The sequence below is a fragment of the Enterobacter cloacae complex sp. XAL002 genome (assembly GCF_049236805.1).
In the GTDB taxonomy this organism is placed as follows: domain Bacteria; phylum Pseudomonadota; class Gammaproteobacteria; order Enterobacterales; family Enterobacteriaceae; genus Enterobacter; species Enterobacter intestinihominis.
The window spans coordinates 32840-56284 of sequence record NZ_JBMKJN010000030.1; the positions used below are offsets into that span (position 1 = coordinate 32840).

A 23445-nucleotide genomic window follows, 5' to 3' on the forward strand; every position below is an offset into this window, starting at 1 on the left:
TACGTCAATATTCCTGGCGGATAACCGCCGAAAGTTAATTAATTACCGTTAAATTTTTGCGGTAACTGTTCGGTGTGAATGAAGTCATTTTCTTAAAGGTTTTAATAAACAGGCTGGGGCTGCTGTAACCCGATTCGTAAGCGATATCGGTGACAGAGTAGTTAGTAATTTCCAGCTGTTTTTTGGCAAAATTGATGCGGATTTCATTAATAATTTGAACAGGCGTTTTACGGTAATAGCGCTGCGTGGCACGCGTTAAATATTCCTGCGATTTACCCGACAGCGCCACCATGTTTTCCAGGGCGTTATCGCTGAACTGTCCTTTGTCGTGCATCAGCTCCACGGTACTGCGCAGCCACTGAGGAATATCATCCACCACCTGCTGTTCTTCACGGTGATGGCGAAGACGGTTCATGACGTAGAACGTCACGGTTTCAATAAATTCATCAAATTCATTGTCGCGGAAATTCAGCGAGGCGATAACCGTTTCAATCCAGGTCATAAACTCATTTTTAACGCGATAGACCTGTGACGCCACAAAGCAGAACGGAACCAGCGGCAGATAGTGCTTCTCGAAGAAACGCCTGCTCACCCCTACGTTAAGAATGCGCGTCGCACCAAACTCATAAAAGCTCTGGTGATAGGACCCCATCGGCAGGAAGACGAAATCGCCACGCTCAAGCAGGACGCGCTTACCGTTAATCTCCTGATAGTAGCGGCCGGTCAGAACAATCGTGAACTCGTAGTAGTCATGCTGGTGCAGACCGCTGGCGCTCTCCGTTTTGTTGTAAATCACCACGTGAAAATTCTTGCCATTAAACAGCTGCTGCTCATGTGCGGTTTTGATTTCCATCGTGCTGACCTCCTGGTGCCTGTTCAGACTTACTGCATCTTCTCGTGAAGCTCGATGAGCTCCGCTACCATCTCGCGCGCCAGCATGGAGGTCATCAGGTGATCCTGCGCATGTACCAGCACCAGACTCACTTTCATCTTTCCTTCGCCCTGGTCGCTTTCGATGAGTTTCGTCTGCACCAGATGCGCTTCGTTTAACGCCGTACGGGACTGCTCCATCATGGTTTTCGCGGCAACAAAATCGCCCTGCTTAGCCTGCTTAAGCGCCGCATACGCCAGGCTTCGCGCCTGCCCGGAATTGATGATGAGCCCCATCACCACCTCTTCCAAATCGTTCACTGCGGTTTCTTCGGCAACGATACTCTCTAAATCTAACATCTTTAAGCTCCTTTACGCTGGCGCGGGTTGCCCCGCGCCGTGCAATTTTAGAATTTCAGTGCGAGGGCGATATCCTCTTCGCTCTCTTCTTCATCGATAACCGTTGCAGCCTTGTTCGCAATCGCCACGAACGGCATGTAGAGCAGGGTTGCAATCCCGAGGTTGAATATCGCCAGCAGGAAGGCGGCCACGCTACCGTTGGTGTTGAAGAACGCGCCCAGACCAGCTGGCATCGTCCACGGCGCAATGTTGGTCACCGGTGGGATAATGCCCAGGTAATACGCCGTCAGCGTAATCGCGGCCAGCAGCGGCTGAACCAGGATGAATGGAATGAACATCACCGGGTTCATGATAATTGGCAGACCAAACAGGATCGGCTCGTTAATCTGGAAGATGCCTGACGGCAGGGCCAGCTTCGCAACCTGACGATGGTCGGCGCGGCGAGAGACAATAAAGACCGCGATGATCAGACCCAGCGTCGCCCCGGTACCGCCCAGGAAGATATAGGAGTCAAGCATCGGCTTCGCCCACACATGGAAGGTTTTACCGGCCGCCAGCGCCGCATCGACGGAGCCGTACTGCTGGTAAAGCGCGACGTTTTCCAGTGCCCACGGGGTCATAATACCGCTGTCCAGCGCCGCCAGTGCCAGTGAACCATGCACGCCGAAGAACCACAGCAGGGAGGTAAAGATGACATACGCCCAACCGACCACGCTACCCATCGACGCCAGCGGCGTTGAGATAGAGTCCATAATGATCTGGTGGAAGTTAGTCCCCCAGTGAGAGAGCGCCCAGGCAATAATCCCCATGATGGAGAGAATAATGAAGCCCGGTATCAACGCGGAAAATGAACGAGAAACGGAGGCCGGAACGCTATCCGGCAAGCGGATAACCCAGTTGCGGCGAATAATAAAGGTGAACATTTCGGCCACCACCAGTCCGATAATAATACCGGAAATGATGTTTGCCCCACCCAGCCAGTTGGCGCCCACGGCGTAAGCGTCGCCCACGCTGTACGGCGTGACGGTCATAAACGCGGCAATGGCCAGTAAGCCTGCCGCCAGCGGATCCACCTTACGCTCTTCCGCCAGCGCCATTCCAATAAAGAAAGGCGCCATTAGCGACATAATACCCAACGTACCATTGTATACGTTGCCGCCAATGGCTTTTAAACCATTAAGGGTTTCAATAGTGGAAGCATCTAACCTAATTACTAATGAATAAAAAAAGGAACCTTCTCCAAAGCTGAGAAAAACGTTGTTAATTAAAACGAACATTGCCCCGGCTAATGTCAACGGCATTAATTTAATAAAGCCGTTCTTAATGGCATTAACGTGAGGCTGCTTTCCTATTTTAACAGCAAAAGGAAGGAGTACCTTTTCAAGTGAAGCGATGACTTTACTCATAGGAAAATACCCTTAAATGCCGCAACGACCGTTACGGCGTATTGTGTGTGAAATAACTCTTTGACGGGAAAAATAAAAAATTAATTAGCAGCTTTTTTAATCGCCGCAACAGCAGCTTTTAATACACCTAAACCATCAATCTTGCCGTATAAAACGGAATCGATCACTTCGACCGGCTTATTAGGGAGCAAACGTTGAATTTCTGGCAGCATATAAGCGATTTGCGGCCCGAGTAAAATTACATCTGCTGTCTGACCCTTTTCGCCCGCCAGCGTTTCCGGAAACGCCTCAATCACCACAGGGACTTCATATTTTTCGGCCTGCGCGCGCATTTTTGAAACCAGCAGCGAAGTGGACATGCCCGCAGAGCAGAACAAGTAGATATGTTTCTTTTCCATGATAATTTCCCTCTTATTGGTCTGACCGCCGTCGCGCTATCACTCGACTCGCTATCCTGGCTGACGGGCAGTGTGCTGAACATTGTTTGTCGTTGAAGTGAGTATACGCAATGGTACAGGGAGGGGATAATTCTGGATAGACTCAAATTGTCTCTCATTGACCTGGCTTGTTGACTACCTTCACATTTCAGGCAAATATTTCGCGCTAAGAAATAAGATTTACGTATGCATAAACAAACCGGCCATCAGGCCGGTTTGTTAACACTTTCAGGCAAGCGCGGTTACTGCGCCTTAGGTGCCTGTGGATCGGTGTCGTATTCAGCGCAGGTCTGGTAACCCGAATTGATCACGTGACCGGTATCATCCAGGGCGACAAAGTAGGTTTCTGCCTTACCATTACGTTGACCCAGAATATAGGTCTGGCAGGTGCCACGCGCGTGGATCATAGTGACTTCTGAAGAAGGTTTACCGGCAATGGCTGCAACCTGTGAACGCGTCATGCCTTTTTTGACGTCTTTTACCACTGGCTGTGTGAACTGATCTGTGGTGCGATCGTAAGCTGTACACCCAGCCAGCATAGTCAGTACCGCCGCTGCGCTTAAAATTCCTGCTACGTTCTTGTTCATATTCCGTCCTCTTGTTTATCAGCGTGTTAACTAAGCATGGGATAAAAATTACTATTGTTCAACTTTGCGAGTTACGCCAGACGAATTTCGGAAAATTCTAATAAAACAACGATAAGCTGCTAAATCGCTGTAAAACAGTACACTCAAAACTGTGATCCTTGTCGTTTCCCCGACAAAGGGTTAGTTTTAACAGATCACACTTTCTGTTTGGTTCTGCATAGGGAGGGCGTAATGGCTCTGCAACAAGAAATTATTCAGGCGCTGGGCGCGAAACCTGCGATTAATGCCAATGAAGAGATCCGTCGTAGCGTTGATTTTTTGAAAGCTTACCTGTCCGCACACCCTTTCCTGAAGACGCTGGTACTGGGTATCAGCGGCGGTCAGGACTCCACTCTGGCCGGTAAACTTAGCCAGATGGCCATCACCGAGCTGCGTGACGAGACCGGTGACACCGCACTGCAATTTATTGCCGTACGTCTGCCGTATGGCGTGCAGGCCGACGAGCAGGACTGTCAGGATGCGATCGCCTTTATTCAGCCGGACCGTGTTCTTACCGTAAACATCAAAGGTTCGGTACTGGCAAGCGAGCAGGCCTTGCGTGAAGCCGGTATTGAACTGAGCGATTTTGTTCGTGGCAACGAGAAAGCCCGTGAGCGCATGAAAGCGCAGTACAGTATCGCAGGGATGACCAAAGGGGTCGTCGTCGGCACCGATCACGCCGCGGAAGCCATCACCGGTTTCTTCACCAAATACGGCGATGGCGGCACGGACATCAACCCCCTCTTCCGCCTGAACAAGCGTCAGGGTAAGCAACTGCTGGCGGCGCTGGGCTGCCCGGAGCACCTGTATAAGAAGGCGCCAACGGCAGACCTGGAAGACGATCGCCCTTCCCTGCCGGATGAAGCCGCGCTGGGTGTGACCTATGACAACATCGATGATTATCTGGAAGGCAAAACGCTCGACGAAGGTACCGCAAAAATTATTGAAGGCTGGTATCTGAAAACCGAGCACAAACGCCGTCCACCCATTACGGTGTTTGATGATTTCTGGAAAAAGTAAAAGCAAAACGGTAACTCAGTTTTGCAGGCCGGGTAAGGCGTAGCCGCCACCCGGCTCTTTTTTAACCACCAAACACCTGCTACACTGTATGCCTGAACAGTATATGGAGCAGTATGTGAGCAGGCGTCAATCCGCCCCGCGTCTTGAGTTTGAAGCGGCGGCTATCTACGAATATCCCGAGCATCTTCGCCCCTGGCTTGAGGCGCTGCCTAAACAGCCTGGCGTCTATTTCTTCCACGGCGACAGCGACACCATGCCGCTCTATATCGGCAAAAGCGTAAATATCCGCAGTCGGGTGATGTCGCACCTGCGTACGCCGGACGAAGCATCGATGCTCAGACAGTCCCGGCGGATCACCTGGATCGAGACGGCAGGTGAACTGGGCGCGCTTCTGCTCGAAGCCCGGCTCATCAAGGAACAGCAGCCGCTGTTTAACAAACGCCTGCGCCGCAACCGCCAGCTGTGTTCCTTGCAGGTTAACGCGGGAAAACCGCAGGTCGTTTATGCCCGGGAAGTGGATTTTTCGCATGAACCGAATCTTTACGGTCTGTTTGCCAACAAACGTGCCGCACTGCAAACTCTGCAAACCCTTGCTGATGAATTACAGCTTTGTTACGGCCTGTTAGGACTGGAAGCGACTACCCGCGGTCGCGCCTGTTTCCGCTCCGCGTTGAAACGCTGCGCCGGGGCGTGTTGTGGAAAAGAGAGCGTTGAAGAACATCATGCCCGGTTTATGGCTGGCCTAGCCTCAATCAGCGTCAACTGCTGGCCGTGGGAAGGCGCGGTGGCGTTGAAAGAGACCCGCGATGCGATGACGCACTATCACGTCATCCGCAACTGGCTCTGGCTTGGCGCGGTTGAAAGTCTGGATGACGCTGCCGCCCTGCTGCGCACACCTGCCGGGTTCGATCAGGATGGCTACAAAATTCTCTGTAAGCCGCTGTTAACCGGTAAATATGAGATAGTCATGCTCAATGACCCGGCAGCCAGGTAATTTCACTGAACAGCAGCGACCCCTTCGTTTCCAGTAGACGGAGGGTATGGCTGCCCTCTTGCCAGCTGGCGCCCTGATCGGCGGTCAGTAATTTATCGCCCAGTTGCCAGGCGCCGCTTAATACGAACGCCACGCCACCGCGTGATGCGAAGGTAGTGAACGTTCGGGTAGCAACGCGCACCTTTGCCTGGCAGTGCTCCCGTCGGGTCATGACATTGAAATCCATCGACATCTGCCCCTCCGTGAGCACGGCTTTCACCGTCAAATCGCCCGCAAAGCCGTAAGGCTGATGGTGTTTCAGGGTATGGCAAAACGCCCTCCCCGCATCCAGCGTCACCTCGCCGCCTTCCAGCAGCGTAATCACCCGGTCAACGCCCGGAAACGCGGAGAATTCGCCGTTACTGGCGATGGAGGCGATGCTGGCCCGCCAGGAAAAATCCCGCGTCGCGGGAGGGAAACAGCAAATCTCACGCGTCTCACCCGCGCCGTTACGCCAGAGACTGACGGGTATTTTACGGATATCAAAGAATTCCATGACCACTCCTGAAGGACGCACCGTGCGCCAGGGCATTTTCACAGACGTATTATCGGCAACGGTATGGCCAGACCTTAGGCATGGGGCAAAAGAAAAACCGCCGGTCCTGTCCACAGCGTTTTCGCTTGTGTAGACAGGAGCCCGGCGGTCTTAAGAGAGTGAACCGATTATTCGGCTGGTGCAGGCATTTTACCTTCCGGCGCTGCACGTTCTGTCAGACGCTTCTCAAAATTGGCATTAAATTGCTTTTTCTGTTCCGGCGTCAGAATGTTGTAAATCTTGTTCTGGGTTTCCATGTGGGCCAGCATGCGCGCTTTATGCTGCTCGGCCATTTTGTCGATCTGCGCTTCTGCTTTTGCTTTGTCGAAGCTGTCGCTGGCAATGATGTCATGCATCGCGCGGCGCTCTTCCAGCGGAGGACGTTTCATCTGGTCACGCTGACTTTTCCTGATGTCGCGGATCTGCTGCTTCTGCGCATCGGTCAGGTTCAGATCTTTAAACATCATCATCTCATGATGCATACCCGGCTTGCCTTTATGATGCATCATCATTTTGCCTTCTGCCGGCGCGGCGGTAGTGGTCGCGGTATCGGCGGCGAACGCCATGCTGGTAGCGCCCAGAGCCAGGGTAGAGGCAACAAACAGTGCAGTTAATTTACGCATAATGTCTTTCCTTACTTTCAGTTATTCTTCGGCGCTATGCCGTGTTGACGAGATTAACTTTACGGGGTTTATCGTCAATTAGTCAGAGCAACGGTAAAACAATGAAAGTATAAAAAACACGTTTTCGCCAATTATGGAGAAATTAAGGAAAAAGCGTGGAGAGATGAAACAAAAATATTCAACAGGATGATTTTAAAGAGATTATGGAGGAGTATAGCGAAGTGCCGTTTAATAATAAAGCAATTCTCCAGGAATATTCCGCAAACACTACCAGAGCGCTTTTAACGTTAAGAAATTAATTCTTCGTTTCCCCTCCGGTCTGCGCGAGGGGAGACGATCAGGGCATTTTTTCCAGCATCAACCCGGCTCGTAAACCAAACGCGACTGACGGGTTAGGAAATAAAACATATTCCGTGGGGTTCTGTACCGCATAACGCGTCTCACCATCTTCCGCCAGCAGGACGCCCTGGCGAAACGGCGTGAAGTTCAGCGTATGGGGCGCCATATGAAGCTGGAAAGCTTCGCTTTGACGCGTGATCTGCTGTACGACCCGATAGCGCACGACGGGTTCCCGGGTGGGTTCCGGCGCAACCCCTGCGAGCAACGCCCGAAGCGCCTGATGCGTAGGGGCAAAACGCGTCAGGTCGTTTTGCCCGAACGGCAGCGCTTTTCCCAGCTCCAGCGTGCAGGACAGCGCGCCGAAATTCTCGCAGGTGAAGTGGGTAAACGTGCCGCCCGGCGTCTGGTGGAAAACCAGCGCTTCCAGTCCCGCGTCGCCAAGCCAGGTCAGAAACGCCTCATCCCACGGCTGATGGCGCTGCGGTAACACGCCAAAACGTACGTGGTACGAGGCGCGGATGGCGGTATGCAGATCGAGGTGCCAGCGCGTTTCCCCCGCCCCGGCAAAAAACGCTGTGACCACCTTCTCCAGCCATTGCGCACGTGTCGTTTCATCACTCTGTGGAAATTGCGCCCAGCGGCCGCCAAACATTCGGTTGATGTCGCTCACGAGATACCGTTTGTTTTGCGCCAGCGCAGGCGGATTTCCCAGTACCACCAGCAGACGACAGTGCAGCGTGATCTCTGCGCGATACAGCGCGCGCAGCAACAGATCGACAATCTCCACAGGCGCGGTTTCATTCCCGTGAATGCCGGTAGAAAGCAGCAGCGACAGGTTATATTGCCCCGTCGGCGTCAGTTCAAGCACGCCCGGCCCCAGCCATCGCCAGTGGAACGAGGGGCCTTCCCCCTCGTGCCGCTCCGGTGTCTCTTCAGCCAGCGTCAGCGCCAGAAAATTTTCCATATCGTCTCCTTAGCGCTGGAACGGATAAACCGATCCCAGTTGCAGGATGGTCGATAATGCATCCAGCGCCTCGCGGCCTTCGCGCAGCAGCTGCGGATCAACCAGATCGGCCTGAACCAGACGGTCACGATAGTAGCGGTCCACCCAGTCATTGAGGGTATTGAACAGCGTGTCGTTCATCATCACCGACGGATTCACGGCCTGCATTTCCTCCGGCGTTAACACCACGCGCAGTCGCAGGCACGCCGGTCCCCCGCCGTTAGCCATACTTTCCCGCAGATCAAACACGCGCAGTTCATCAATCGGGTTATCCGCCTGCACCAGTTCGCTGAGATAGCGCCAGACACCCTGATGGTTGCGGGACTCCTGCGGCAGCACCAGCATCATGCTGCCGTCATCCCGGCTCAGCAGCTGGCTGTTGAACAGATACGTTTCGACCGCATCCTGCACGCTTACCGCCTGCGTGGGCACCTGAATCGGCATAAATCCCGGCACGCGTTCGCGCAGCGTGGCCAGCAACTTTTCCTGATGGGCAAACGCCTGCTCGTGGCAGAACAGCACCTGACGGTTGGAAACGGCAATCACATCGTTATGAAACACGCCCTGGTCGATCACCTGCGGATTTTGCTGGGCAAAAATCACCTGAGTAGGATTAACCTGGTTCAGCCGTGCAACCGCCTGGCTTGCGGCTAAGGTTTGTCTCGCCGGATAACGAACCGGCGCGGCGTGGCCGCCCTCTTCCCGTCCATAGATAAACAGCTGCAAGCCTGGATCGCCGTAATCGCCACCCAGACGGTTGTGGTTTGCCGCCCCTTCGTCGCCAAACATCGCGACCTGCGGCAGCGCCGAATGCACCTCAAAATGCGCATCATGATTAAAAATGGCGCGCAGCACGCGCCCGGTGGTCTCCGCTTCGCTGGCGCGGTGGAATTTGTTGTTCAGGTTAGCGACGGTCAGATGCACTTTGCCGTCCAGCGTATCCGCCGACGGCGCGACGGTGGCGGCATTCGCTACCCACATTGAAGAGGCTGAACTGGCCGCGGAAAGCAGCTGTGGGGACTGCGTACCGGCTTTTTCAACCACCTGTTCATCCGTACCGCTGAAGCCCAGCTGGCGCAGCACGGCCACGTTCGGCCGCTCCTGCGGCGGGATCACCGCCTGCGGGAAACCGGCATCGGACAGCGCCTTCATTTTCAATAGCCCCTGCTTCGCCGCCAGCTTCGGGTTTGAGACCTGGAAACGGTGCTTCGTCGAGGCTTCATTGCCGAACGACAGCCCGGCATAGTGGTGCGTCAGCCCCACCAGCCCGTCAAAGTTAACCTCACGCGCTTTCATGGGCGTCACCCTCTGTAAAATCCAGCCCCGGATTCAGTGTCTCCGGCAGCGTCAGCGCCGGGGTTTCCAGGCTTGCCATCGGCCACGCGCAGTAATCGGCGGCATACCAGGCGCTGGCGCGATGGTTGCCCGATGCCCCTACGCCACCAAACGGCGCGGTGCTCGCCGCGCCGGTCAGCGGTTTGTTCCAGTTCACGATCCCGGCGCGCGCTTCCAGCAGCAGCTGGTCGAATTTCTCGCGATGCGGGGATATCAGGCCGCTCGACAGGCCGTAGCGGGTGTTGTTGGCCATCTCGATCGCCGATGCAAAATCGTCATAGCGCCAGACGCACAGCAGCGGGCCAAAGACCTCTTCATCCGGCACGTTGCTCGTCGCACTCATCTCAATAATCCCCGGCGTCAGCAGCGATGTGCCCGGCTGAACCAGCTTCGGCTCCAGCAGGGTTTTCGCCCCGCACGCCACGTGCTCCTGCCACGCTTTCAGCACGTTCAGCGCCGCCTGCCCGGAGATCAGCCCGCCGATAAACGGCTGCGGCTCGGTATCCCATTTCGCGGGAACCAGACGCCCGCTCACCTCCACCAGACGCTTAAGAAACGCATCCCCCTGCGCGCCGCGTTTAACCAGCAGGCGGCGGGCGCAGGTGCAGCGCTGTCCGGCGGTAATGAATGCCGACTGAATGGTCAGGTGGACCGCAGCATCGATATCATCCGGATCTTCCACAATCAGTGGGTTGTTGCCACCCATCTCCAGCGCCAGAATTTTTTCCGGCTGCCCCGCCAGCTGACGATGCAGCTGATAACCCGTTCCGGCACTGCCGGTAAACAGCAGACCGTCAATGTCGCTCAGCGCACTCAGCGCCTGACCGGTTTCACGTCCGCCCTGCACCAGATTCAGCACGCCCGGCGGCAGCCCCGCCTGCTCCCAGAGTTTTACTACTGCTTCTCCGGTTAAGGGGGTTAACTCACTCGGCTTGAAGATGACGGTATTTCCCGCCAGCAGCGCAGGCACAATATGCCCGTTCGGCAGATGCCCGGGGAAGTTGTACGGGCCAAACACCGCCAACACCCCGTGCGGACGGTGGCGCAGCGTGGCGGCGCCGTCCGGCATCCCGGTATGCTGCTCACCGGTGCGGGCGTGGTACGCCTTCACCGATATACCGATTTTATTGATCATCGCCGTCACTTCGGTTGTTGCCTCCCAGCGCGGCTTGCTGGTTTCGCAGGCAATGATGCGGGTCAGCTCTGCTTTATTGGCCTCCAGCAGCGCAGCAAATTTCTCAACCAGCGCCTGGCGCTCGGAGAATGGCCGTTTCGCCCATGCCGGAAACGCGCGGCGTGCAGCCTGGCAGGCCTGCTCAACCTGCCCGGCGCTGGCGTCGCTCCCCGACCAGAGCACCTCCTGGCCGACCGGGTTAGTTTTTGTCCGCGCATCACCTTCGCCCGTTACCCAGTCACCGTTAATCCATAGAGTCATGCTGTTTTCTCCTCAGGGCAGAGCCGCACCAGGCGAACCGTGTCGCCAGCGTTACATTTCAGGGCATCCAGTTGCGCAGCCGTCAGTACCAGACGCTCGCATGTTGGGTTGGTTCGCACCAGCATGGCGCGGAAGTTGGCGTAATTCTCGTTCGAGACCAGGCAGGCTGGCCACTCGCCCGGCGCGGGCTGGCCTTCTGAAACCTCAACCAGGCGGCTTTTACGGATGGCGCGTACGCGGTCAATATCGCATTCCAGCGTCGGGCCGCCGTCAAAGATGTCGACGTAATTGCGGTAGCGAAAACCCTCTTTCTCCAGCACTGCACGGGCCGGGGCGGTTTGCGGGTGAACTTCGCCGATCACCGCCTGCGCTTCCGGCGTTAAGAAATGGGTATAAATAGGATGCTTCGGCATTAACTCGGCGATAAACGCCTTCTGACCGGTACCGCACAGGTAATCCGCCCGGCTGAATTCCATGGAGAAGAAGCGTTCGCCCAGGCTCTCCCAGAACGGCGAGTAGCCCGTCTCATCAATTACGCCGCGCATCTCCGCGACCACTTTTTCGTTGAAGCGGTCGCGAAAGGCGGCCATAAACATGAAGCGCGATTTGGAGAGCAGATAACCGTTACCCTCTTTGCGCCAGTCCGGATCGAGAAACAGGGTGCAGAGTTCGCTGGCGCCGGTATGGTCATTACAAAGAAAAAGCGTCGGCAGCGCGTTGTAGACGTTCAGCTCTTTCGAGGCGTGGACCATCGTGCCGACGCGGTAGTTGTACCACGGATCGTTGAGCCCGACGGCCACCTCGATGGCGCAAATCCCCGCCACGGTTCCCGTGTCGGTCTCTTCCAGCACGAACACATAGCCCTGTTCGCTTTTTGGCAACGTCCCCTGCCAGGTTTGCAGGGCGCGCTCAATGCGCGCCGACAGCGTTTTTTCATCGGCAGGCAGCGAGGTCAGCCCGCCCCCTGTCTTACCGGCAAGCTGCATAAGCCCGGCGAGATCGCCGTGCGCAACGGGACGGATGACCATCATGATGACACCCCGGACTTCACCTGTTCGCAGGCCAGCGCAAAACGATCTAACCCGGTTCTGACCTCTTCCTCACTGACGATCAGCGCAGGGGCAAACCGCACCACGTTAGCGCCGGCAATCAACACCATCACGCCCTGCTTTGCCGCTTCCTGTGAAATCAGCTTCGCTTTGCCAGCAAACTCAGGGGCAAGCTCACAACCTATCAACAGCCCCAGACCGCGGATCTCTTTGAACATGCCGGTCTGGTTATTGATGGCGGTAAGACGCTCAACAAACCACTGGTGACGCTGCTTCACGCCGCTAAGCACCTCAGGAGTGTTGATGATATCCAGCACCTGTCCGGCGACAGCGGTTGCCAGCGGGTTACCGCCGTAAGTGGTGCCATGGGTGCCCACGGTCATCACGCTGGCGAATGTATCGGTGGTCAGCATCGCCCCCACCGGGAAGCCGCCGCCGAGCGCTTTGGCTGTTGAAAGCACATCCGGGGTCACGCCATAGTGCATGTAGGCGTACAGCTCACCCGTGCGGCCCACGCCGGTCTGGACTTCGTCAAAAATCAGGACCGCGTTATGCCGATCGCACAGCTCGCGCAGCCCTTGCAGGAACGCTTTCTGGGCGGGCATGACGCCGCCTTCCCCCTGCATGGGCTCGACAATCACCGCACAGGTGGTGTCGTCAATCAGCTCGCTGGCAGAGTGTAAATCGTTATACGCCGCATGACGGATATCCGGCGGCAGCGGCGCAAAATCCTGAGAATATGAGGGCTGACCACCCGCACTGACGGTAAACAGCGTGCGGCCATGGAAGGCATTTTTAAAGGCTACGATGCCGCTCTTGTGCGGGCCGAATTTATCGTGCGCATATTTGCGCGCCAGCTTCAGCGCCGCTTCGTTCGCTTCCGCGCCGGAGTTACAGAAAAAGACTTTTTCTGCGAAAGTGGCGTCGATCAGCTTCTTCGCCAGACGCAACGCCGGTTCGTTGGTATAACCGTTGCCGGTATGCCAGAATTTCGCCGCCTGATCATTCAGCGCCTGCCGCAGCGCCGGGTTTGCATGCCCCAGCGCATTCACCGCAATCCCACCCGCAAAGTCGATATACTCTTTGCCCTGCTGATCCCACAGGCGAGAGCCCTCCCCACGTACCGGAATAAAAGCCGCCGGAGCGTATACCGGCATCATCCATTCATCGAAATTTTCACGCGTAACTGACAGAGACATAGCGACCTCATCCGGTAAATAAAAGGTTGTTTAAATGTTAAACAATTGAGTGTTTGCACTGTGAATGTAGATTGCAGCGTTCGTGCCAGCCAGCGATAAAAATGCATAAACGGATTTGGGCAACACAATATCAATGAGTTACAATATGGAGTTATTCACTGTTAATGCATAAATAGTGAATATTTTCACGACAAGCGGCGCTTTGCCGCACGAAAACAAGAAAGAGTATGCACATGCCAAATATAATTCTGGAATTGTGATCGCTCGCGAAATTTATCGGTCCTTTACGCCCTGTTCGAGGGCAAAACGCGTCGAAATGGTGCAAATATTGCACCGTCGGCATTATCTGTCGCAGTAATTGGGCGAAGCGGATAACAGACGACGTAAATTCTGCTACCATCCTTGCACTATTCACCTTGCATTGGCAGCGACTATGAAATTTGTCTCTTTTAATATCAACGGCCTGCGTGCCCGCCCTCACCAGCTCGAAGCGATTGTTGAGCAACATCAGCCAGATGTGATCGGCTTGCAGGAGACAAAAGTTCACGACGATATGTTCCCGCTCGAAGAGGTAGCGAAGCTGGGCTATAACGTTTTTTACCACGGTCAGAAAGGCCACTACGGCGTTGCGCTGCTGACCAAAGATACGCCGGTGTCGGTGCGTCGTGGCTTTCCGGGTGACGGTGAAGAAGCACAGCGTCGTCTCATCATGGCTGAGCTGCCTTCCCCGCTGGGTAACATCACAGTGATTAATGGTTACTTCCCGCAGGGTGAAAGCCGCGACCACCCGACCAAATTCCCGGCCAAAGCCAAATTTTATCAGGATCTGCAAAACTACCTTACGACCGAACTCAACAAAGATAATCCGGTGCTGGTCATGGGGGATGTGAATATCAGCCCGACGGATCTGGACATTGGCATTGGCGAAGACAGCCGCAAGCGCTGGCTGCGCACCGGGAAATGTTCCTTCCTGCCGGAAGAGCGCGAGTGGATGCAGCGCTTGCTTGACTGGGGGCTGGTGGATACCTTCCGCACCGCTAACCCGGAGACGCAGGATCGCTTCTCGTGGTTTGACTACCGCTCAAAAGGCTTCGATGACAACCGGGGCCTGCGTATTGATCTGCTGCTGGCGAGCGCCCCCCTGGCCGAACGCTGCATCGAAACCGGTATCGACTATGATATTCGCAGCATGGAAAAACCGTCCGACCATGCGCCGGTATGGGCAACGTTCAAGCTGTAATCCTCAGTGAATATAAAAAAAATCAGTCTCCTGTGCGCCCTTCTGGGCGCATTTGTTTTAATCGTTGTTTTGCTTCCTCCGGGCATGCTCTCCCTCGACACGCTAAAAATACACCAGCAAACGTTGCTCGATCGTGTGGAGCAGGCGCCCCTTCAGAGCGCGCTGATCTATTTTGCGGTTTACGTTCTGGTCTCTGCGCTGTCGATACCCGGGGCCGCGCTTCTGACGCTGCTCGGCGGGGCGATTTTCAGCCTGTGGGAGGCGATGCTGTTGGTGTCATTGGCCTCGACGCTCGGCGCCACGCTTGCCATGCTCGTCAGCCGTTATCTGCTGCGTGACTGGGTGCAACGGAGCTTTGCCGCACAGATGAACACGATCGATGTGGGGATGGTTCGCGATGGCGCGCGCTACCTTTTTGCCCTGCGCCTGATGCCGTTGTTTCCGTTCTTTCTGGTCAATTTGCTGATGGGGCTAACACGTATCCAGGTGCGTCACTACTGGTGGGTCAGCCAGCTTGCGATGCTACCTGCCACCGTCATTTATCTGAACGCCGGACGCGAGCTGGGAAAACTCACCACGCTGCGCGATATTGTGTCGCCGGGACTGCTGTTCGCCTTTACACTATTAGGGTTATTACCGCTGGTCACTCGCTGGCTGTTTTCCCGTTACATCCCTTCGATTAAAAAGTGAGGCATTATGCGCCGGGTGCGTTTTTGCGCGTTTCTGACGAGTCTGCTGCTGGCAACCTCTGCCTTCGCCGCAGAAAGCTGGCAATCCATTCAGCAACAGGCCACCGGGCAGACCGTCTGGTTTAACGCCTGGGGTGGTGACGAGGCCGTTAACCGCTACCTCGACTGGGTGAGCGGCGAGATGAAAACGCACTATGCCATTAACCTGAAGATCGTTCATCTGGCCGATGCCGCCGATGCGGTGAAGCGGATCCAGACGGAACAGGCCGCAGGACGTAGCAGTAACGGGTCGGTGGATCTACTCTGGGTAAACGGGGAAAACTTCCGCACGCTGAAGGAGGCAAACCTGCTGCTCACCGGCTGGGCGCAAACCCTGCCCAACTGGCGTTACGTCGATACCCGTAAACCGGTCACGGAAGATTTTGCCATCCCGACCGATGGGGCGGAATCCCCATGGGGCGGCGCGCAGTTAACCTTCATCGCCCGTAAAGCGAGTATGCCGACGCCTCCGGCAGATCCCCACGCGCTGCTGGCTTACGCTCAGCAGCACCCTGGCAAGGTGAGCTATCCGCGACCGCCGGATTTTACCGGCACGGCGTTTCTTGAACAGCTTCTGCTGGCACTGACCGCCCATCCGGAGGCGTTAAAAAACGCGCCGGACGGCACCTTTGCAGAGATCACCGCGCCGCTGTGGAACTATCTTGATACGCTACATCCCCTGCTGTGGCGCGAAGGGAACGATTTTCCGCCATCGCCTGCGCGCATGGATACGCTGCTGGCCAGCGGCAACCTGAACCTGTCGCTCACCTTTAACCCCGCCCATGCGATGCAAAAGGTGGCGAGCGGTGAACTGCCTGCCGACAGCTACAGTTTCGGCTTTCTCAAAGGCATGATCGGCAACGTCCATTTTGTCGCTATCCCGGCAAATGCCAGTGCGAGCGCAGGGGCGAAAGTGGTGGCAAATTTCCTGCTGTCACCGCAGGCGCAGATCCGCAAAGCCGATCCTGCCGTCTGGGGTGACCCGAGCGTGCTGGATGGTGCCAAACTACCTGCGAAAGCGGCAAAACAGCTTCATGCCTTTACCCCTTCAGGCACGCCTGATGTACTTCCCGAACCGCACGCCGCCTGGGTTAACGCCCTGGAGCAGGAATGGCTTCGCCGCTACGGAACCCGCTAAGCGGGCTGGTATGGGCGGCAATGGCGGTCATCTATCTGCCACTGCTTCCCGCCAGCGGCATGCTGCTGGCCCCGGCGTTTTCTCTCAGTAACTGGGCGGCGCTGTTTGCCGACCCGCAGCTGCCGCAGGCGCTGGCCGCTACGCTGGTATCAACCCTCATCGCGACGCTGGGTTCACTGTTTATCGCCCTGAGCCTGCTTGCGCTTCTCTGGCCGGGTGATGGCTGGCAGCGCCTGAGCACCCGTCTGCCGTGGTTGTTAGCCGTGCCGCACGTCGCCTTCGCCACCAGCGCGCTGCTGCTGTTTGCGGAAGGCGGTCAGTTTTACCGGATCTGTACAGTCTGTTCGCCGCAGCTTGACCGCTACGGTATCGGGCTTGGCCTGACGCTTGCGGTCAAAGAGAGCGCGTTCGTTCTGTGGGCAATCTACGCCGCGCTGCCTGAGAAGCGCCTCGCACAGCAGAAAATTGTCCTGCATACCTTCGGCTACGGACGAATGCAGGCGCTCAACTGGCTCGTCCTCCCGGCTATCGCCCCCGCGCTGGGCGCCGTGATGCTGGCGGTGCTCGCCTGGTCGCTTTCCGTGGTGGATGTGGCGATCGTGCTCGGGCCGGGCAACCCACCTACGCTGGCGGTGCTGGCCTGGCAGTGGCTCACCCAGGGCGATGCGCAGCAGCAGACAAAAGGAACGTTGCTGTGTCTGGTGTTGCTCCTGCTGCTGGCCGCACTTGCCGCGGTGGGATACAGCCTCTGGACGGCTTGGCGGCGCGCCCAGCCTGACGTCTCGGGGGTACGTCGCGCTTCGCATACCGCGTTGCCCGCACGGACGCTGGGCGGGTTACTGCCGCTGTGCGGCGTGCTTTGTGCGCTGGTTCTGCTGATGCTGGCACGCCGGGGCGACATCGGCCCCGTCAGCGACAGCCTTTCACTGGGACTGCTGTCCAGCCTGACAGCGCTGGCCATCCTCATGATCTGGCTTGAGTGGGGACCCCAGCGCGGCGCGGTGTGGATCTGGCTGCCGCTTGCCCTCCCGGCGCTGCCCCTCGTGTCCGGGCAGTATGCCGTGGCGCTGTGGCTGGGCATCGACGGCCAGTACGCTGCGGTGCTCTGGAGCCATATGCTCTGGGTTCTCCCGTGGATGCTCCTGGTGCTGCAACCGGCCTGGCGCAGGCTCGATCCCCGGCTTATCCTCACCGCCAGAACGCTGGGCTGGCGACAGGCGAAAATTTTCTGTTTAGTGAAATGTCCCCTGATGGTTCGTCCGGCCCTGCTGGCCTTTGCCACCGGCTTTTCCGTGAGCATGGCCCAGTACATGCCCACCCTCTGGCTGGGAGCGGGTCGTTTTACTACTCTGACGACGGAGGCGGTCGCCCTCAGCAGCGGCGGCAGCGTTCCGATCCTCGCCAGCCGGGCGCTGGGTCTGTTGCTGTTGACCAGCAGCGTATTTGCCCTTGCCGCGCTGCTCGCCCGGCTCGTGGGCCGTCACAGACAAGGATTACGTTAATGCTGAACGTGAAAAATCTCACCATTGCGCCACTCTTACGTGAGGTCAACTTCCGCGTCCCGGCAGGGGAGATTCTCACGCTGATGGGACCCTCCGGGAGCGGGAAATCGACCCTTTTCGCCTGGATGGTGGGCGCGTTATCCGCTGATTTTAAGGCGCACGGCGAGCTGTGGCTGAACGATCGACGCTGCGATCTGCTCCCCGTGGAAACGCGCGGGATCGGCATTCTGTTTCAGGATGCCCTGCTGTTTGACGCCTTCAGCGTGGGGCAAAACCTGATGCTGGCGCTGCCGGCGCACGTTGCCGGACGCGCGCGGCGCGACGCGGTAGAGCAGGCTCTTGAATCTGCCGGGCTGGCAAACCTCTACGCCAGCGATCCGGCGACCCTTTCCGGCGGCGAGCGCGCCCGGGTCAGCCTGCTGCGCGCCCTTCTCGCCCAGCCGCAGGCATTGCTGCTCGACGAACCGTTCAGCCGACTGGATAAAACGCTCCGCGCCTCATTCCGGGCGTGGGTATTCGAAACCACTCGCCAGCGCAAGATCCCGGTGGTGCTGGTCACGCATGATGAGGAAGATATCCCGCCCGGCGGAGAGGTGATTGAGATTTCTCGCTGGCAATAATGTGCTAACGCAATGTTTTTGGCTTCAGGAGAGACGACAATGCCACCCTCTTTTAATGACGTCAGGTTTTTCGATGAAACGTGTTTCTCAACTGACCGCGCTGGCTCTGATCTGCGGCCTCGCCTCACTCTCCTCCATGGCGGCTGATATGCCCCACTCCCTCACGCTGGACCAGCTCCGGGCGCAAAACGGCGCGGTAATTGATACGCGCGTCAGTGCGTTCTATAACGGCTGGCCGCAGACGCTGCGCGGAACGTCCGGGCATGAACCCGCCGCGCTTAATCTCTCTGCAGGCTGGCTTGGGGCAATGAGCGATGAACAGCTCAGCGGCTGGGCAAAACAGCATCGGATTACGCCCGACATGCCGGTTGCGCTCTATGGCAACGATGATGACAACCAGACCGTCAAAACGCGGCTGGAAAAAGCGGGTTTTACCCACGTTTCCATCCTGAGCGATGCCCTGCAACAATCCGACCGTTTGCAACGTCTGGCACATTTTGAACAGCTGGTTTATCCGCAGTGGATCCACCTGTTGCAGCAGGGCAAACCCGTTACTGCCGCACCAGCCGGAGAGTGGAAGGTGATCGAGGCTGGCTGGGGTGCGCCGAAGCTTTATCTCCTGAGCCACATTCCCGGCGCGGGCTACATCGACACCAATGAAGTGGAAAGCGAACCGCTGTGGAATAAGGTCGCTGACGAAAAGTTGAAAGCGATGCTGGCGAAGCACGGGATCCGTCACGATACCACCGTCATTCTGTACGGTCGCGACGTATATGCCGCCGCGCGCGTGGCGCAGATCATGCTCTACGCGGGCGTGAAGGATGTGCGAATTCTGGACGGCGGCTGGAAGGCATGGTCAGACGCCAGCCTGCCCGTTGAGCGCGGAACGCCTGAGAACGTGAAGCCAGCCCCTGATTTTGGCGCGCCGATCCCGGGCCAGCCCCGGCTGATGGTGGATATGGAACAGGCCCGGGGAATGCTGCACCGTCAGGATGCATCCCTGGTGAGCATTCGTTCCTGGCCAGAGTTTATCGGTGAAACCAGCGGCTACAGCTATATCAAGCCAAAAGGTGACATTGCCGGTGCGCGCTGGGGCCATGCGGGTAGCGACGCGACCCACATGGAAGATTTCCACAATCCGGATGGCACCATGCGCAGCGCCGATGACATCGCCGCCATGTGGAAGACGTGGAATATCCTGCCGGAGCAGCACGTTGCGTTTTACTGCGGCACCGGCTGGCGCGCGTCTGAAGCCTTCATGTACGCCCGCGCCATGGGCTGGCAAAACGTTGCCGTCTACGACGGCGGCTGGTACGAATGGAGCAGCCATCCGCAGAACCCGGTCTCCACCGGGGAGCGTGGACCGGAGAGCGCACGCTAGCGGGGGAGTGACTTCAGCGTCACGTAACCGCTCCAGATGCGCGTTGTGGTGGTCAGCCAGCACAACGCGCCAAACGCCCAGGCGAACAGCGTGAAGTGTGCCGGAAACAGGCAGCACAGCACAAACAGCGCGATGGTCTCCGTTCCTTCCGTTAATCCTCCAATGTAATAAAGCGACTTGTGCGCGTAGCCGGGGTTGTCGATATTATGCTTCCCCGCCAGCGCGGCAAAGGCCAGGAAACTGCTGCCCGTCCCCATAAACGCGAACAGCAGCCAGGCGGCGGCGATCGCATTGTCAGCCGGAGCGGCCAGCGCGAAGCCAAACGGTACCAGCGCGTAAAACAGGAAGTCGAGGGCGATATCAAGAAATCCTCCCGCGTCCGTCAGGCCACGGCGACGCGCCAGCGCACCGTCCAGACCATCCAGCAGCCGGTTCAGCACAATGGCGACCAGCGCTGGCAGATACCAGCCCAGCGCCAGAAACGGTAACGCCAGTACGCCAATCGCAAACCCGGCGAGCGTTAACCCATCAGGCGTAATAAACGGTTTATCCAGCGCGGCGGCCAGCTGATTTAACCCGGGCTTCAGCCGTGGATGCAGATGTTTATCCAGCATGCGGTTTACCTTTAAACGTGGCACACAGGCCCTGAGCCGGGATATCCAGCGCGGCGTTAAAGCGGGCGGAAAGGTTCTGAAAGGCAATCAGAGCCGTCATTTCGGTGATAGTCTCTTCGCTAAAGTGGCGCTTCAGCTGGTTTTTGATATTTTCATCCACCTGAGGCGGCGTGGCGGTGACCGCTTCCGCATAGGCCAGCGCCGCGCGCTCCTCTTCGCTGAACAGGGTGGAATTTTGCCAGTCGTTGACGGCCTGCACTTTATCCAGCGCCCCGCTCCGCTCGGCCAGACGCAGGCTGTTGGCATCAATACAAAATGCGCAGTGGCAGATCTGCGAGACCCGCGTCATTAGTAACGAACGCAGAACCGGCGTCAAACGCGCCTTGCGCCGCTCCAGATAGCCGACAAATAGCGCTACCAGCCAGAAAAGACGCGGCATACGCCCCCACCAGCGCGTGGGGTTCAGCACCGCGCCGAAGTGTTTTTTCTGCATGGCAGCAATGGGCTTGAGGCTGACGGGAAGGGTTTCCATGGGCGCAACCCAGGCGGCTGTCTCTTTCACCTGATTCTCCTGATGACTGGACTCTTTGGCAGGGCACGATAATATGTCGTTTTTCGCTATTAATTATTGACGAACATGCTGAAAACACTCGATGTTGTTGCGGCCATCCTCGAAAAAGAGGGCAAGATCTTGCTGGCGCAGCGTCCCGAACATGCCGATCAGCCAGGAATGTGGGAATTTGCGGGCGGAAAGGTTGAAGCCGGTGAGACCCAGCAGGAAGCGCTGATCCGCGAACTACGCGAAGAGCTCGGCATTGAAGCCGTGCCCGCGCGGTATGTGGCAAGCCACCAGCGGGAAGTGTCGCAGCGGCTGATCCACCTCCACGCCTGGCACGTGCCGGAATTTAGCGGCGAGCTGAAGGCGCACTACCACTCGGCGCTGGTGTGGTGCACGCCAGAAGACGCGTTCTCGTATGATTTAGCCCCGGCGGATATACCGCTCCTGGAAGCGTTTATTCTTTTACGCGACGCCAGACCAGCGGGTTTGTACTGAGGGTGCGTTCATCACGCTGGCACTGCAACAGCACGCCATCCGCCCTGACCACTGCGCCTTCGGAATAGTTTTGATCCTGATAGATACAGCACTGATTACACGGCTGCGCACGCTGGCCGCCAGCGCTAAAAACCTCTGGCGGCACGTTAACTTCGACATCCGGGCGAATGCGATCAGCCTGTGCCCCGGCGGACACCATCAAACATAACGCGGCCATTGCGAAACGGTTCATAGACTTAATTTCCTTTGCATCGTTTATATCTATAACGGTAGATCCTGACGGGATCTTTAATTTATCTCGTCATCGCTTTTGGTTATGACGCGCGCCTTGTCATTAATTTCCCTTTCGGCCTAAATTTCTGCTTGCCTCTCAAAGCGGTGCGGGTGGTATAGTCAAAAAAACGACACAAAACATCTCCGCCACACGCATAAATTATTATAAGAGGTTCTTATATCTATGGATCAGACACGCTCTCTGGAAAGCTTTCTTGCCCATGTTCAGCAGCGCGACCCGCACCAAAGCGAGTTTGCCCAGGCCGTTCGTGAAGTCATGACCACCCTGTGGCCCTTCCTTGAGGAAAATCCGCGCTACCGCCAGATGGCGCTGCTTGAACGTCTGGTGGAGCCGGAGCGCGTCATCCAGTTCCGCGTGGCGTGGGTGGACGATCGCAATCAGGTACAGGTCAACCGCGCGTGGCGCGTGCAGTTTAACTCCGCCATTGGGCCGTTTAAGGGCGGGATGCGCTTCCATCCCTCGGTGAACCTGTCGATTCTGAAATTCCTCGGCTTCGAGCAGACCTTTAAAAATGCGCTCACTACCCTGCCGATGGGCGGTGGTAAAGGCGGGAGTGATTTCGATCCGAAAGGCAAGAGCGAAGGCGAAGTGATGCGCTTCTGCCAGGCGCTGGTCACTGAGCTCTATCGCCACCTTGGGCCGGACACCGACGTTCCTGCCGGGGATATCGGCGTGGGTGGTCGTGAAGTGGGCTTTATGGCCGGGATGATGAAAAAGCTCTCCAACAACAGCGCCTGCGTCTTTACCGGCAAAGGTCTGTCGTTTGGCGGCAGCCTGATTCGTCCGGAAGCGACGGGTTACGGTCTGGTCTATTTCACTGAAGCGATGCTTAAGCGTCACGGGCTGAGCTTCGAGGGGATGCGCGTGGCGGTCTCCGGCTCCGGCAACGTGGCGCAGTACGCTATCGAGAAAGCGATGGCGTTTGGCGCGCGCGTAGTGACCGCCTCCGACTCCAGCGGCACCGTGGTGGATGAAGCTGGCTTCACAGCAGAAAAACTGGCGCGTCTGTGCGAAATCAAAGCCAGCCGTGACGGCCGCGTGGCGGATTATGCCCGAGAGTTTGGCCTGACCTATCTGGAAGGTAAACAGCCGTGGGGTGTGCCGGTGGATATCGCCCTGCCGTGCGCGACGCAAAACGAGCTGGACGTGGATGCCGCCCGGACGCTGATTAGCAATGGCGTGAAGGCGGTAGCGGAAGGGGCAAATATGCCCACCACCATTGAAGCGACCGATCTGTTCCTGGACGCGGGCGTACTCTTTGCGCCAGGCAAGGCGGCGAACGCGGGCGGGGTGGCAACATCCGGTCTGGAAATGGCACAAAACGCCGCGAGAATGGGCTGGAAGGCGGAGAAAGTGGATGCCCGTCTGCACCACATTATGCTTGATATTCACCATGCCTGCGTGGAGTACGGCGGTGAGGCTTCACAGACCAACTACGTGCGCGGCGCCAACATCGCCGGGTTCGTGAAGGTGGCCGATGCGATGATCGGGCAGGGTGTGATTTAGTTTCGCTGCATTCTCGCCCTTGCAGGCCCGGTAAGCGTTAGTGTATGACCGGATACATAGGTAACAGATCAGACCGGGAACATAGGTAACACTTTTC

25 protein-coding genes are annotated in these 23445 nt (G+C 57.1%); 10 read left to right on the forward strand and 15 right to left on the reverse strand.

Annotation, left to right across the window (positions count from 1 at the left end; genetic code table 11):
* Positions 1-34: 34 nt before the first annotated feature.
* The 5 genes from chbR to osmE form a co-directional block, all read right to left on the reverse strand.
* A complete protein-coding gene (gene chbR / locus ACOT0L_RS21075) occupies positions 35-880 on the reverse strand; it encodes a transcriptional regulator ChbR (RefSeq protein WP_255248587.1) in 846 nt (281 codons plus the stop codon).
* 2 nt (positions 881-882) lie between these two features.
* A complete protein-coding gene (gene chbA, locus ACOT0L_RS21080; protein WP_022647820.1) occupies positions 883-1230 on the reverse strand; it encodes a PTS N,N'-diacetylchitobiose transporter subunit IIA in 348 nt (115 codons plus the stop codon).
* Positions 1231-1277: 47 nt separating this feature from the next.
* Positions 1278-2636, reverse strand: a complete 1359-nt coding sequence (chbC, locus tag ACOT0L_RS21085; RefSeq protein ID WP_126504162.1) for a PTS N,N'-diacetylchitobiose transporter subunit IIC — start codon at positions 2634-2636, stop codon at positions 1278-1280.
* Between the two features lie 80 nt (positions 2637-2716).
* Positions 2717-3040, reverse strand: coding sequence for a PTS N,N'-diacetylchitobiose transporter subunit IIB (gene chbB, locus ACOT0L_RS21090; RefSeq protein ID WP_225303350.1), 324 nt, complete (start codon positions 3038-3040; stop codon positions 2717-2719).
* 275 nt (positions 3041-3315) lie between these two features.
* A complete protein-coding gene (gene osmE / locus ACOT0L_RS21095; RefSeq protein WP_022647818.1) occupies positions 3316-3660 on the reverse strand; it encodes an osmotically-inducible lipoprotein OsmE in 345 nt (114 codons plus the stop codon).
* A gap of 231 nt (positions 3661-3891) precedes the next feature.
* On the opposite strand from osmE, the gene nadE reads away from it, so the two are divergent.
* Both nadE and cho read left to right on the forward strand, forming a co-directional pair.
* Positions 3892-4719: an ammonia-dependent NAD(+) synthetase gene (nadE, locus tag ACOT0L_RS21100; protein WP_022647817.1), complete on the forward strand. Its 828-nt coding sequence runs from the start codon at positions 3892-3894 to the stop codon at positions 4717-4719.
* Between the two features lie 115 nt (positions 4720-4834).
* Positions 4835-5713 (forward strand): excinuclease Cho, encoded by an 879-nt coding sequence (gene cho / locus ACOT0L_RS21105; protein ID WP_074129358.1) that lies wholly within the window; start codon positions 4835-4837, stop codon positions 5711-5713.
* On the opposite strand, the gene ves is transcribed toward cho, so the two are convergent.
* The 7 genes from ves to astC form a co-directional block, all read right to left on the reverse strand.
* Positions 5691-6248, reverse strand: a complete 558-nt coding sequence (gene ves / locus ACOT0L_RS21110; RefSeq protein ID WP_022647815.1) for an environmental stress-induced protein Ves — start codon at positions 6246-6248, stop codon at positions 5691-5693. The two genes, cho and ves, sit on opposite strands and share 23 nt — an antisense overlap.
* A gap of 167 nt (positions 6249-6415) precedes the next feature.
* A complete protein-coding gene (spy, locus tag ACOT0L_RS21115; RefSeq protein ID WP_022647814.1) occupies positions 6416-6910 on the reverse strand; it encodes an ATP-independent periplasmic protein-refolding chaperone Spy in 495 nt (164 codons plus the stop codon).
* 337 nt (positions 6911-7247) lie between these two features.
* The gene (gene astE / locus ACOT0L_RS21120; protein ID WP_038415886.1) at positions 7248-8213 is read right to left on the reverse strand and encodes a succinylglutamate desuccinylase; all 966 of its coding nucleotides are present in this window, start codon (positions 8211-8213) and stop codon (positions 7248-7250) included.
* Positions 8214-8222: 9 nt separating this feature from the next.
* Complete coding sequence (gene astB, locus ACOT0L_RS21125) at positions 8223-9548, reverse strand: N-succinylarginine dihydrolase (protein ID WP_045307971.1); 1326 nt, start codon at positions 9546-9548, stop codon at positions 8223-8225.
* On the reverse strand, positions 9535-11022 hold the full coding sequence (astD, locus tag ACOT0L_RS21130; RefSeq protein WP_046618292.1) for a succinylglutamate-semialdehyde dehydrogenase: 1488 nt from the start codon (positions 11020-11022) through the stop codon (positions 9535-9537). The genes astB and astD overlap by 14 nt, the downstream gene beginning before the upstream one ends.
* Positions 11019-12053 carry an arginine N-succinyltransferase gene (gene astA / locus ACOT0L_RS21135; RefSeq protein WP_022647810.1) on the reverse strand — a complete coding sequence of 345 codons (1035 nt, stop codon included), beginning with the start codon at positions 12051-12053 and terminating at the stop codon, positions 11019-11021. The genes astD and astA overlap by 4 nt, the downstream gene beginning before the upstream one ends.
* The gene (gene astC, locus ACOT0L_RS21140) at positions 12050-13270 is read right to left on the reverse strand and encodes a succinylornithine/acetylornithine transaminase (protein ID WP_022647809.1); all 1221 of its coding nucleotides are present in this window, start codon (positions 13268-13270) and stop codon (positions 12050-12052) included. Before astC ends, astA begins: the two co-directional genes overlap by 4 nt.
* 433 nt (positions 13271-13703) lie before the next feature.
* On the opposite strand from astC, the gene xthA reads away from it, so the two are divergent.
* The 6 genes from xthA to ACOT0L_RS21170 all read left to right on the forward strand — a co-directional run bounded on the left by xthA (position 13704) and on the right by ACOT0L_RS21170 (position 19879).
* Positions 13704-14510, forward strand: a complete 807-nt coding sequence (gene xthA / locus ACOT0L_RS21145; RefSeq protein WP_302215032.1) for an exodeoxyribonuclease III — start codon at positions 13704-13706, stop codon at positions 14508-14510.
* 6 nt (positions 14511-14516) lie between these two features.
* The gene (locus ACOT0L_RS21150; protein ID WP_048966325.1) at positions 14517-15200 is read left to right on the forward strand and encodes a TVP38/TMEM64 family protein; all 684 of its coding nucleotides are present in this window, start codon (positions 14517-14519) and stop codon (positions 15198-15200) included.
* Positions 15201-15206: 6 nt separating this feature from the next.
* Complete coding sequence (locus ACOT0L_RS21155; protein WP_400211766.1) at positions 15207-16376, forward strand: ABC transporter substrate-binding protein; 1170 nt, start codon at positions 15207-15209, stop codon at positions 16374-16376.
* Entirely contained in the window at positions 16349-17878 is a 1530-nt protein-coding gene (locus ACOT0L_RS21160; protein WP_126504160.1) for a thiamine ABC transporter permease, read from the forward strand. Before ACOT0L_RS21155 ends, ACOT0L_RS21160 begins: the two co-directional genes overlap by 28 nt.
* Positions 17878-18498 (forward strand): ATP-binding cassette domain-containing protein, encoded by a 621-nt coding sequence (locus ACOT0L_RS21165; RefSeq protein ID WP_126504158.1) that lies wholly within the window; start codon positions 17878-17880, stop codon positions 18496-18498. Before ACOT0L_RS21160 ends, ACOT0L_RS21165 begins: the two co-directional genes overlap by 1 nt.
* A gap of 73 nt (positions 18499-18571) precedes the next feature.
* Positions 18572-19879, forward strand: a complete 1308-nt coding sequence (locus ACOT0L_RS21170) for a sulfurtransferase (RefSeq protein WP_126504156.1) — start codon at positions 18572-18574, stop codon at positions 19877-19879.
* Here the strand turns inward: ACOT0L_RS21170 and ACOT0L_RS21175 are convergent.
* A complete protein-coding gene (locus tag ACOT0L_RS21175) occupies positions 19876-20493 on the reverse strand; it encodes a CDP-alcohol phosphatidyltransferase family protein (protein ID WP_023299894.1) in 618 nt (205 codons plus the stop codon). The genes ACOT0L_RS21170 and ACOT0L_RS21175 overlap by 4 nt on opposite strands.
* A complete protein-coding gene (locus ACOT0L_RS21180) occupies positions 20483-21055 on the reverse strand; it encodes a carboxymuconolactone decarboxylase family protein (RefSeq protein ID WP_023299893.1) in 573 nt (190 codons plus the stop codon). The genes ACOT0L_RS21175 and ACOT0L_RS21180 overlap by 11 nt, the downstream gene beginning before the upstream one ends.
* Before the next feature lie 75 nt (positions 21056-21130).
* Between ACOT0L_RS21180 and ACOT0L_RS21185 the strand changes: the two genes are divergently transcribed.
* Entirely contained in the window at positions 21131-21547 is a 417-nt protein-coding gene (locus tag ACOT0L_RS21185; protein WP_126504154.1) for a pyrimidine (deoxy)nucleoside triphosphate diphosphatase, read from the forward strand.
* On the opposite strand, the gene ACOT0L_RS21190 is transcribed toward ACOT0L_RS21185, so the two are convergent.
* Entirely contained in the window at positions 21507-21779 is a 273-nt protein-coding gene (locus ACOT0L_RS21190) for a YnjH family protein (RefSeq protein WP_022647799.1), read from the reverse strand. The two genes, ACOT0L_RS21185 and ACOT0L_RS21190, sit on opposite strands and share 41 nt — an antisense overlap.
* Positions 21780-22004: 225 nt before the next feature.
* Between ACOT0L_RS21190 and gdhA the strand changes: the two genes are divergently transcribed.
* Entirely contained in the window at positions 22005-23348 is a 1344-nt protein-coding gene (gdhA, locus tag ACOT0L_RS21195; RefSeq protein ID WP_015570765.1) for an NADP-specific glutamate dehydrogenase, read from the forward strand.
* The last annotated feature ends 97 nt before the right edge of the window (positions 23349-23445 follow it).